An 11622-nucleotide genomic window follows, 5' to 3' on the forward strand; every position below is an offset into this window, starting at 1 on the left:
ACCTTATTTTGGTCTTTTTATTGGAAAATATTAATAATTTAAAGGAATTCGGCGAGTTGTGTCGAAATTCTTCAGGATCCCAATAGGGGTCCCAATTATTATATTGAAAGGTGGTGAAGTTTAGTGCGGCGAGTTTTAACAATTATCCTTGTTTTGATAATTGTATTCAGTTTCGTATCGATCCGGCCCATATCTGCGACGGATTACAGTTGGATCCGTGTTGCGCTGACCTCCACGGGCACACCGGCATCGATTCCTGTCATTGTTCAGGGCGATTATCAGATACCGGAGTTCCCATCTATCAGCGTTCAGCAAAAGCAATACACTGTTAGGGCAAAAGGTGGCGGCTTGATTCTGGAGGACGGCAGTAAATCCTGGTCCCTTGGCTCCCGGTTTACTCTTATGCGCAATACCGGAAGCCTGAACATCAGGAACAGTTCCTACGGATCGCTCAATTATTTGGGCAATATGGAGTTTCGGACCGAAGGAAGCGGTATCCGTCTGATCAATCATATTCATTTGGAAACATATCTATATGGCGTTGTGCCTTCTGAAATGCCAAACAGTTGGCCAATTGAGGCATTGAAAGCCCAGGCGGTGGCTGCCCGCACCTATGCAGTGAAAGGCCTGCGGCCCAGTTCCCAGTATGATCTGGTGGATACCCAGAGCGATCAGGTCTATATGGGCTACAATCCAAATAAAAAAAATGCCATTCAGGCAGTGGATGGTACCCGTGGCAAGGGATTGACATATAACGGGAATTTTATATATGCCTTTTACTCTTCCAGCAACGGCGGGAAAACAGAGACCTCCAAAAATATCTTCTTACAGGATCTTCCTTATACCGTTATCAAGGATGATCCCTATGATGTGGGAAATCCCAATAACAAAAATGCAACATGGGAAAAGACCTATGCCAAGTCACCGGTGGACTCCGATTTGTGCAAGCAGGTGAAAAAAAGAATTAAGGACTCCCTGAAAAGCAGGGGATACAGTACCAATGATTCGGACATCCAAATCAAAAGCATAAAGGAACTGACCATTCATCATAACGACAGCGGTAGGGTGAAGGATGGTCGGATCATTGTGACTCTGCAAGCCAAAAATGCAGCCAGTGGAAAGATGGAAAGCATAGAAGAGAAGGTAGCGTTGACGAAATCCAATACACTGGCCATTCTGGGTTTAAAGAGCCTTCTGTTTGGTGCAACAACGGACGGAAAAGCCTATTATATCCATGGCGGAGGATTTGGTCACGGAGTGGGAATGAGCCAGTACGGAGCGCAGTATATGGCGCAGCAGGGACACAGCTATCAATCCATTTTGAATTTTTATTATCCCGGTACCAATCTGAAACAGCTTGAGATTGCACCGGAGCCAACGCCAAAGCCGTTCCCGAGGCCAACGCCGATTCCAGAACCGACGCCGACACCAACACCGACGCCAACACCGACACCAACGCCGACACCAACACCGACGCCAACACCGACGCCGACGCCGACTCCGGAACCAACGCCGAAGCCGTTCCCGAAGCCAACGCCGATTCCAAAACCGACGCCGACTCCGGAACCAACGCCGAAGCCGTTCCCGAGGCCAACGCCGATTCCAAAACCGACGCCGACTCCGGAACCAACGCCGAAGCCGTTCCCGAGGCCAACGCCGATTCCAAAACCGACACCGACTCCGGAACCAACGCCGAAGCCGTTCCCGAGACCAATACCGATTCCAAAACCGACGCCGACTCCGGAACCAACGCCGAAGCCGTTCCCGAGACCAATACCGATTCCAAAACCGACGCCGACTCCGGAACCGACATCAAAGCCGTTCCCGAGGCCAACACCAATTGTAACACCGACACCGGCAACGGAATCGAGCATAACGCCAACGCCGACACCGACTACGGAGCCAACGCCGACACCGACACCGGAGCCAACGCCGACACCGACTACGGAACCAACGCCGACACCGACACCGGAGCCAACGCCGACACCGACTACGGAGCCGACTACGGAGCCGACACCGATTACGGAACCAACGCCAACAACGGAATTCATTCCGGCGCCGACGATGGAATCGCTACCGATACCGACACCAACCCCGGATCCGGCGCCTGTATACGGCCGGATAAAGGGAGATAAGGAATATAATGTTCGGAGCGGTGCAGGAATACAATATCCAATCATGGATTCCCTGGATAGCGATGCGAAGGTGGAAGTGCTGAAACGATCCGGTGAATGGTATCAAATCCGGATGGATAGCCTGGCCGGCTTTATCCCACAGGATGGTTTGATTCTGGAAAACTGCACCGGTATTGCGACAGATAGTCTGAATGTGCAAGGCGGCGCAGGAACTCAGTATCCGATCATCGCCTCCCTGGACAGTGATACCAGGGTGGAAGTGCTGGAGATTTCCGGCGAATGGTATCGGATCCAAATGGAAAGCCTGACCGGCTTTGTCCGGCAGGACGGTCTTGTTCTGGAACAGCCGCTGAACCGTACCGGCATTGTAACTGCCGGAATTCTGAATGTGCGGGACGGCGCAGGAGAGAACTTTGATGTAACGGGCAATCTGCCCCAAAACAGCGAAGTGGAAATCCTGGAGGCCAGGGAAGACTGGTATCGGATTCGATCCGAAGATCTCGAAGGCTATGTGCATCGTGATGATGTGGAAGAAGTGACAGAATAAATTCACAAAAGGGACAGGGTACCCATACGGTATCCGGAGTACAGCCGGGAGTACATTTTCCCGGCTGTATTTTTGTGTCGTTTTCTGATACAATCCAACCCAGCATCCGGCACAATAAATGCCATTTTTCAAGAACCGTAAATTGTGGTAGAATGAAAGAGATGTCATGAATAAAAAAGGAGGGGGGACGATGGATTCAAACAGAATAGCAATCAATGCGTTGATTATGGACAGGGGAAAGGCCGGAATCGGCAATTATGCCTTTCATCTATTACAGGAAATGAATCGGCTTTCCCATGGATTGAACATCGATGTTTATATCCAGCAGCAGATGAAGCCTTTTTTCCCATCCAACGATACCATGCACTTTCTGCCCTGCCCGGATTTCAAAAGCTCAGGGGATCGCATTTGGTATGAGCAATGTCATATGCCCTATGAATATCGGAAGCAGGGATATTCTGTCGTACATTTTCTGGATTACCTGACTCCGCTCCCTTCCATAGGATCGCAAAAAGTGGTTACCATTCATGATTTGTCCTATTTTGTTTATCCGGAGTTTTTTACAACTGGTAGCCGGCTGTTGAAGCAATTCCTGACCGGCCCGGGGATTCGCAGTGCGGCCAGGGTGATATGTGTTTCCGGTCATACCGGGAGCGATGTCACAAGGCGATACCACGCAGCGGACAAGGTGAGGGTGATCCCGCTGGGCGTGGAGCCGGATCCCGGGAACCCGGAGGGGAACGATGCGGAGACATTGGACCGTTATGGGATTACAGGCGGTTATATCCTTTATACCGGAACCTTGGAACCCAGGAAGAACATCACAACATTGGTCCGTGCGTTCCGGATCGCCGCGGAAAAAGGGGAGATCCCGCAAAGCTTGGTTTTGTGCGGAAAACCGGGCTGGAAGCCGGAGAAAATGGACCGGGAGATCGAAGCTTCCGGCCTGAAGGATCGCATTATCCGAACCGGGTATGTGCCGGACGGAGCATTGCCGGCATTGTTCCGGCATGCAGACGTCTTTGTCTATCCATCCCTGTATGAAGGATTTGGTCTGCCTCCACTGGAAGCCATGGCACACGGAGTGCCTGTTCTCTGTTCCAATGCTTCTTCCCTGCCGGAGGTGGTGGGGGATGCCGCCCTGACGTTTTCCCCACGGGACGAAGAGATGCTGTCTTCTCTTCTGATTCGGCTGTTAAACGAGCCGAAATTGCAGCAGGAATTGATCCGAAAAGGCTATCGCCGTGCTTCCCTGTTTACCTGGGAGAAAACAGCGCAGGCTACCATCGAAGTTTATCGGGAATTGCTTTCAGAAGAAAAAACAGGAAACAAGGGTTTGGAAGGTGAAAGATGAGAGTTGCAGTGGAAATACAACCCATGCTGAGCGACGGCATGACCGGAGTCGGCTGGTATACGGACAATCTGGTAAGACTCCTGAAGAATTTTGTCCGTCCGGAGGATACTTATTATCTGCTGGGCATGGATTATCATGGCTATTCCAGCCGGCTGAAGGATTATACTGCTTCCAATGTAGAGCTGCGGATAAATGGGAGAATACATTATGGTATCTATCGGAGATTGGCTAGGTTTTTGCCATTTCCGGATTATGGCAGTTTTTATCATATTCAGGCAGATCTCTATCATTTTGTGAATTATCAGGTTCCCCGCAAAGTCCGGGGCAGGATTGTGAATACGGTATATGATATGGTATATAAAACCTTTCCGGAGACCATGGAAAAGTCCAATTACCGAAAGCTGGAGCGCAATCTGAGTGACTCCTGCAAAAGATCGGATGCCATTGTCACCATTTCGGAAAACAGCAAGCGGGAGCTGATGGGCTATCTGGGAATTCCGGAGGAGAAGATCCATATTATTTCTCCCGGAGTGGACCAATCGGTTTACCGGCCGGTGAGTTCCGGCGACAAAGATAAAATCAGGAGAAAATATGGTCTTCCGGAGAAATATCTGCTGTACCTCGGTACGATTGAGCCACGAAAGAACATTCCGGTTCTGATTCATGCCTTCCATCAATTTTCCCGGAAGGACCGGCAGGGATACCAGCTGGTGATTGCCGGGAAAAAGGGTTGGATGTTTGAGGAAGTCTTTGATCTGGCAAAACGTCTGGGGCTGGAGGACCGCATCATCTTTCCGGGTTATGTGGCAGAGGCGGACAAGCCCTGTCTGTATGCCGGTGCGGATGTATTCCTGTTCCCGTCCCTGTATGAGGGTTTTGGCATGCCGCCTTTGGAGGCGATGGCGTGCGGTGTTCCGGTGATTACATCGAATACGTCTTCTTTGCCGGAAGTGGTCGGCGATGCGGGGATTCAAGCCGATCCTGGGGATATCGATGCCATCTGCTCCGCCATGCTGCATCTGACATCCGATCCGGAGGCCCGGGCGGCCATGAAGGAAAAGGGCCTGCAGAGGGCAAAGGCCTTCTCATGGGAGGATTCGGTAAAAAAATTGCTGAGCGTCTATGAAAAGCTGGAATAAAGCTCCCAAAGCCGGTCACAGTGCATAAAGCGGGCAAATTTCGTCAATAAATCAGATAAGAATGGGCGATTCATTTGTAAAGGGGGTAACAAATGTGAAGACGGCAATCGTGCATGACTGGATTACCAATCCGGGCGGTGCGGAAACGGTGCTTCAGTGTATGCTGGAGCTTTTTCCGGATGCCCCGGTTTATACAGCCGTTTATAATCGAAAGAAAATGTCGGGTTATTTTCCGGATACAGAGATTCATACATCTTTTCTTGACCGGATGCCCTTTTCCAATACAAAATATCCCATGTATCTCGGGTGGATGCCCCGCGCATTTGAACAGTTTGATTTGAGGGGGTATGACCTGGTCCTTTCCTCCTCCACAAGCTGTGCAAAAGGGGTACTGACAGACGCCGGTACGCTGCATGTCTGCTACTGCAACACCCCGATGCGCTATGCATGGGATTTCTATTTTGATTATCTGGATCAAAGTTCCAATCCGGTGAGACAGCATGTGGTCCGCAGGCTGATGCACCGGATCCGGATATGGGATGTTCTGTCCTCCAACCGGGTGGATTATTTCATAGCAAATTCCCATAATGTGGCAGCCCGGATCGAAAAGCATTATCGCAGGGAATCAACGGTTATTTATCCGCCGGTATCCCTGACGGATGTTGACCTTAAGGACTGTGAACCGGGTATGTACTATCTGGTGGTCTCCCGGCTCGTTCCCTACAAGCGGATCGATCTGGCCGTGGAAGCCTTTCGCTCGCTGCATCTTCCGCTGATTGTTGCGGGGGACGGTTCGGAATGCAAGGCATTAAAAAAAGCAGCGGGGCCTGATACCCGGTTTGTCGGAAGGGTGCCGGAAGCTCAGAAGGATGATCTGTTCCGGCATTGCAGGGGATTTATCTTCCCCGGGGAGGAAGATTTCGGGATTACCCCAGTGGAGGCGCAGGGGTATGGAAAGCCGGTCATTGCCTTTGGAAAGGGCGGTGCCCTGGAAACCGTGATCGATGGGAAAACGGGAATCCATTTTGATGAGCAGACGCCGGACTCCCTGGCAGAAGCAGTGCAGAGGGCTGAACAGACCCATTTTGATCCGCAGGAAATCCGGGAAAACGCCCGGACATTTGATCGGTCCGTCTTCCGGGACCGGCTTTGTTCCTTTCTCCAGGAAAAGATGCAGGAGTTCCAGGGTCAGAAAGGGGTGAAATGGTGAGATTATGGTAGAGAAAGGCTATACACCGCTTAAAAAAATTACGATTGCCATGGATGTTCTGCTGACCCTGTTGTCCTTTTTACTGGCTTATGAACTTCGGGATAATATCATTTTTGACCGTCATGGCCATTTGTTCAGCCTGCAGCAGTATCTGTGGGTTTTGTGGATCATTATTCCGGTCTGGCCAATCGTCCTGAAATATTTCGGACTGTACGAGGGGGTATTGACGGGATCGATGAGGGATATGATTCTGGCCATTCTCAAGTCGGTCCTGACCGCTTCCCTGGTTCTGGCTTCCGCAATTTACGTGATGAAGGACAGTCTGTTCAGCCGGTTGTTCTTTGGTTTTTTTATCAGCATCAATTTCGTCCTGCTGTTGATTGAAAAAATTATATTGAAATGGGTGTATCACCGGCCGCACAGTAAATACAATGATCGGAAGGTAATGCTGATTTCCGCGCCGGAAGGAGTTTTCAAGTTTACCAACCTGATGTCCCGTGAGGAGGATATCAGTGTCAATGTCATCGGTTATCTGACCGTGGATGACAGCCGGAATACCGTGGACGGAGTGGAATGCCTCGGCAGAATGGAGGACATGAAGCGGATCCTGCTGTCCAATGCGGTGGATGAGGTGATTTTTGTATTGCCCAAGTCCTATGTCCCGGAAATTGAAGGCTACATCATGGACTGTGAGGAAATGGGCATTACGGTCCGGATGCTTCTGGATTTCTATCATCTGAAACTGTCAAAAACCCTGATCAGTTATCTGGGTAACCTTCCCATGCTGTCCTTTCGCACGGTAAACCTGGATGAAAATCAGAAGTTTATTAAACGTATTGTGGATATTGTGGGCGCCATTGTGGGGCTTGCGGTCACAGCGGTTCTCTTTCTTATTTTCGGGCCGGCCATTAAACTGGAATCCCGGGGACCCGTTTTCTATTCCCAGATGCGGGTTGGTCAAAACGGCAGGAAGTTTCGCCTCTATAAATTCCGGACCATGTATGCTGATGCCGATGAACACAAGAAGGAGCTGGAAGATCAAAACATCATGAAAGGTGCCATCTTCAAGGTGGAAAATGATCCGCGGATCACCCGGGTGGGCAAAATCATGCGGAAGTTCAGCCTGGACGAATTTCCACAGTTCTACAATGTCATGAAAGGGGAGATGAGCCTGGTGGGCACCCGCCCGCCGACAGAGGATGAGGTGGCGGGATACGAACAACGCCATCGCAGAAGACTCAGCATCAAGCCCGGAATTACCGGCCTCTGGCAGGTCAGCGGGAGGAACGCGATTGAGGATTTTGACGAAATCGTCGCCCTGGATGTGAAATATATTGACAGCTGGTCCCTGTGGCTGGATATCCGGATCCTGTGCAAAACGGTACTGGCTGTGTTCCGCAGCACCGGAATGTGACAGGGACGGAAGATTGGAAACAGACCGTAAAATGTAAACAGATTGTAAACAGAATGTGAACAGTCCGGAAGGGACCGGTGTCCGGACTGCCGCAATCCCATGACTTTTGTGGCAGAGACCGGCTGTCCGGGCGGATGGGACAGGTTTGCCATCCCGTTACGGTTATGGTAAAATAACTACATTCTATGGAATTATGACAACCGTTGTACCGGAATGCCTGTAGGGGCATACCTGATTCCGGCAGCGGCCGAAACAGAAATGAGAGGAATCAGACTTTGAAGGCAATCAAGGAACTGTATCAGTATCGGGAAATGCTGAAGAATCTGGTTCGCAAGGATCTGAGGACCAGATACAAGGGGTCCTTTCTGGGATTCCTGTGGACCTTCATCAATCCGCTGCTTCAACTGTTGGTGTATACTGTTATTTTCACCACTATTATGCGGCTTGATATTGACAATTATTCCATGTTCCTGTTCGTTGCCCTGCTTCCGTGGAACTTTTTTTCCACTTCCCTGATGATCGGAACGGGAAGCATCGTAAACAATAAGGAACTGATTAAGAAAATCTATTTTCCACGGGAAATTGTTCCCATATCCGTGGTAACCTCCGGCTTTGTCAACCTGATCCTGAGCTTTGTCATTGTTTTCATCGCTCTTTTTGTCAGCGGGATCGGGATCACACCTGCCGTTGTATGCCTGCCGGTTGTTTTTCTGGTGGCTTATGTGATGACCCTGGGCTTCACTTTGTTGTTTTCCGCCCTGAATGTATATTTCAGGGATCTGGAGCACATCCTGGAGATCGGAACCATGGCATGGTTTTACCTTACTCCCATCGTCTATAAGCTGGATATGATTCCTGCGCGATTCCTGAAGCTGTTCTTCATGAATCCCATGACTCCGATTATCCAGGCATTCCGGGATATCCTGTATTATGGGATCGTACCGGATTTTACGGTTCTGGGGATCAATCTGGCTGCCGGGATGCTTCTGGTGGTATTCGGCCACCTGGTATTTCAGAGACTGCAGAAAAACTTTGCGGAGGAGATATAATTTTGGAATTGATCAACGCATCCGATGTCTGGAAAAGTTTTCGGATTTATCATGATAAGGGAAGCACCCTGAAGGAAAGGGTCCTGTTTCGCAGCAGGAATCGTTATGAAGAGCGATGGGTGCTGAAGGGTGTGAATCTGCATGTGGAGCAGGGGGAATCCGTCGGACTGATGGGCGAGAATGGGTCTGGCAAAAGCACATTGCTGAAGCTCCTGACACGGATTATCTATCCCAACCGGGGCACCATCGATGTTCAGGGAAAGGTGTCCAGTCTGCTGGAATTGGGGGCAGGGTTCCATCCCGATTTGACCGGGCGGGAGAATATCTATATGAATGCTTCCATTTTCGGGCTGTCCAAACAGGAGATTGACCGGAAGCTGAGTGAAATCATTGCTTTTTCCGAGCTGGCTCCGTTTATTGATACGCCTGTACGGACCTACTCCTCCGGAATGTATATGCGTCTGGCCTTTTCCGTGGCGATCAATGTCAATGCCGACATTCTTTTGATTGATGAAATTCTGGCAGTCGGCGATGTGAATTTCCAGAAGAAGTGCTTTGATCGGTTGAAGGATCTGAAAAAGCGGGGGACCACCATCGTAATCGTATCCCACGATCTTTCCAGCATTCAAAAGATCTGTGACAGGGCCGTATGGCTGGAGGACGGTTCCATTCAGGCGACAGGCGGCACAACAAGGGTAATCGATCAATACATGCAGTTCATGAACCGGAAGCAGGAGGCCACCCTGAAAGAGGAACAGGCCCGGGAGCAGGAACAGCATCGGGGGAAATCCGCCGAAGAGACGGAAGGAGATGCGGACCGGGAGAAACCCGAAAGCGATCCCAACTGCTGGGGAGGAAAAGAAGTGGAAATCACCAGTGTGCGGATGCGGAATGCCGATGGGGAACAAAAATACAGTTTTGAATACGGAGAGCCGGTTTGTATTGAAATCGGGTATATCCGCCACAGGGAGATGGAAGGGTACGTATTTGGAATCGGGATTTCCAACAGCGACGGGGTTTCGTGTTACGGGACGAATACCGATATCGACGGACGGAAAATAAAAACATTGAACAGCAGGGGCACGGTTTTTTTCCACATTGACCGGATTACCCTGGTGGAAGGAAAGTACCGGCTGGATGCAGCATCCCATGCAGAAGACGGGCGGGCCTATGATTACCGGAAGAATATCTATGAATTTGCCGTAACCTCTTCGGTGAAGGATACGGGAATCGCCAGGCAGGAGCATCAGTGGATCATAAAGTGATGCGGGAGTGTATGTATTATCAGTAAAGAAAGATAGCGGGTGAAGAGATGGAAAAAGACAATTCAAGGGAAGATTTTATGGAAATCAGGGATGACACAGTTGATGTCCGGAAGATCATGGAAGAAATCCGAAGCCGGATCAAGGAACGGGGAATACAGGAAGTGGACTTTCCGGATACGCTTTCCCTGGCAAATGAAGTTGGAGAGCTGCCTGAAAACCCGACCATGGAGGATGACCGGCTTTTGGTCAATACCACATGGGATGTGATGGCGGAACGTCCTATCACTTCGCATCGCAGATTTCTCGGCCCGATTTTAGTGTTCGGGAAAAAAGTGGTACGGAAACTGCTTCGCTGGTATGTGAATCCCTTCGTGGACCAGCAGAGGAACTTCAACGTAGCCATGGTCCATTTGATGAACGCCACACAGTCTCAGCTTGACGAAAAGAAGGAACGGATCTCTGAACTGGAGCTGACGATACAGGATCTGGAAAAAAAGGATAGGGAGCAGGAAAAGCTGCTGCAAACCGATTATAGGGGCGCCTTGTACCGGGTGGAGGAAAACATCCGGGGATTGAATCAGTTTGCGGATTCGTATCAGGATGTTCAGATCATGCAGAATGAAAAGCTGAGACAGCTCAAGCGGAGGATTTCCGGAAACGAGACAGGCACCGCAGCAGAAGCGGCTCCGGCCGGCGGCCCGGATTTGCAGGAAGCCGGCAAGACAGGAAAGACAGCTTCGGCAGCGGAAAATACAGGGACGTCTCCGGTTCCGAAAGCTGTTTCCGGATCCGGGGCAGAGACTTTTGCCTCAGGGGAAACAGAGCAGCCGGAGGAAAGTATTGATTACTTCATGTTTGAAATGAAGTACCGGGGCAGCCGGGCAAAAATCAAGGAGAGTCAGCGAAAATACCTGAAATATCTGGAGGGCAAGAACCGGATTCTGGATATCGGTTGCGGCCGGGGCGAGTTTGTGGAGCTTTTGACCGAGCAGGGAAAAACCGGCATCCGGGGAATCGACATCAATGAGGATATGGTCACGTTTTGCAGGGACAAGCATCTTCCAGTGGAATACGGAGACGCCGTAACCTATCTGAAGTCCGTTCCGCAGGGAGAACTGGAAGGGATTTATATGGGGCAGGTGGTGGAGCATCTTCCCTATGAGGACATGATCCGGCTGATCCGGCTGGCTTATGAAAAGCTGGCGGACGACGGCGTCTTTATCGTCGAGACGCTGAATCCCATGTGCCTGGCCATTTTTTCCAATGCCTTTTATATGGACGTGACGCACAGAAAACCCGTGCATCCGCTGACCCTTGAATTTATACTGAAATCCACCGGATTTTCTTCCGTGGAGAACATTTACTTTTCGGAAATCCGGGATAAGATTCCTGCGCTTCGGGGAAGCGGAATCGAGAACGAAGAGGAGTTCAATGCCGCCATGGGAAGGGTAAACGACCTTCTGTTCGGAATGCAGGACTATGCGGCAATTGCGCGGAAATAGAACAGGA

Annotated in this window: 8 protein-coding genes; all 8 read left to right on the forward strand. The window is 50.4% G+C overall.

What is annotated here, in order from left to right:
• Nucleotides 1-123: 123 nt before the first annotated feature.
• The 8 genes from QBE55_05310 (at nt 124) to QBE55_05345 (ending at nt 11615) form a co-directional block, all read left to right on the forward strand.
• Nucleotides 124-2682, forward strand: a complete 2559-nt coding sequence (locus QBE55_05310; protein ID WZL79556.1) for a SpoIID/LytB domain-containing protein — start codon at nt 124-126, stop codon at nt 2680-2682.
• Between the two features lie 190 nt (nt 2683-2872).
• Nucleotides 2873-4036, forward strand: coding sequence for a glycosyltransferase family 1 protein (locus QBE55_05315; protein WZL79557.1), 1164 nt, complete (start codon nt 2873-2875; stop codon nt 4034-4036).
• Nucleotides 4033-5175, forward strand: a complete 1143-nt coding sequence (locus QBE55_05320; protein WZL79558.1) for a glycosyltransferase family 1 protein — start codon at nt 4033-4035, stop codon at nt 5173-5175. The genes QBE55_05315 and QBE55_05320 overlap by 4 nt, the downstream gene beginning before the upstream one ends.
• A gap of 94 nt (nt 5176-5269) precedes the next feature.
• The gene (locus QBE55_05325) at nt 5270-6385 is read left to right on the forward strand and encodes a glycosyltransferase (protein ID WZL79559.1); all 1116 of its coding nucleotides are present in this window, start codon (nt 5270-5272) and stop codon (nt 6383-6385) included.
• A gap of 4 nt (nt 6386-6389) precedes the next feature.
• The gene (locus QBE55_05330; GenBank protein ID WZL79560.1) at nt 6390-7799 is read left to right on the forward strand and encodes a sugar transferase; all 1410 of its coding nucleotides are present in this window, start codon (nt 6390-6392) and stop codon (nt 7797-7799) included.
• Nucleotides 7800-8074: 275 nt separating this feature from the next.
• Nucleotides 8075-8848: an ABC transporter permease gene (locus QBE55_05335; protein WZL79561.1), complete on the forward strand. Its 774-nt coding sequence runs from the start codon at nt 8075-8077 to the stop codon at nt 8846-8848.
• Nucleotides 8849-8850: 2 nt separating this feature from the next.
• Nucleotides 8851-10113: an ABC transporter ATP-binding protein gene (locus tag QBE55_05340; protein WZL79562.1), complete on the forward strand. Its 1263-nt coding sequence runs from the start codon at nt 8851-8853 to the stop codon at nt 10111-10113.
• 77 nt (nt 10114-10190) lie between these two features.
• Complete coding sequence (locus QBE55_05345) at nt 10191-11615, forward strand: methyltransferase domain-containing protein (protein ID WZL79563.1); 1425 nt, start codon at nt 10191-10193, stop codon at nt 11613-11615.
• The last annotated feature ends 7 nt before the right edge of the window (nt 11616-11622 follow it).

Source organism: Eubacteriales bacterium mix99 (assembly GCA_038396605.1).
Lineage (GTDB): Bacteria > Bacillota > Clostridia > Caldicoprobacterales > DTU083 > UBA4874.

What these genes read in the sequence shown, in the direction of transcription:
- QBE55_05345 (WZL79563.1), top strand. Translation starts at nt 10,191, where the DNA reads ATGGAAATCAGGGATGACACAGTTGATGTCCGGAAGATCATGGAAGAA.
- QBE55_05315 (WZL79557.1), top strand. Translation starts at nt 2,873, where the DNA reads ATGGATTCAAACAGAATAGCAATCAATGCGTTGATTATGGACAGGGGA.
- QBE55_05330 (WZL79560.1), top strand. Translation starts at nt 6,390, where the DNA reads ATGGTAGAGAAAGGCTATACACCGCTTAAAAAAATTACGATTGCCATG.
- QBE55_05320 (WZL79558.1), top strand. Translation starts at nt 4,033, where the DNA reads ATGAGAGTTGCAGTGGAAATACAACCCATGCTGAGCGACGGCATGACC.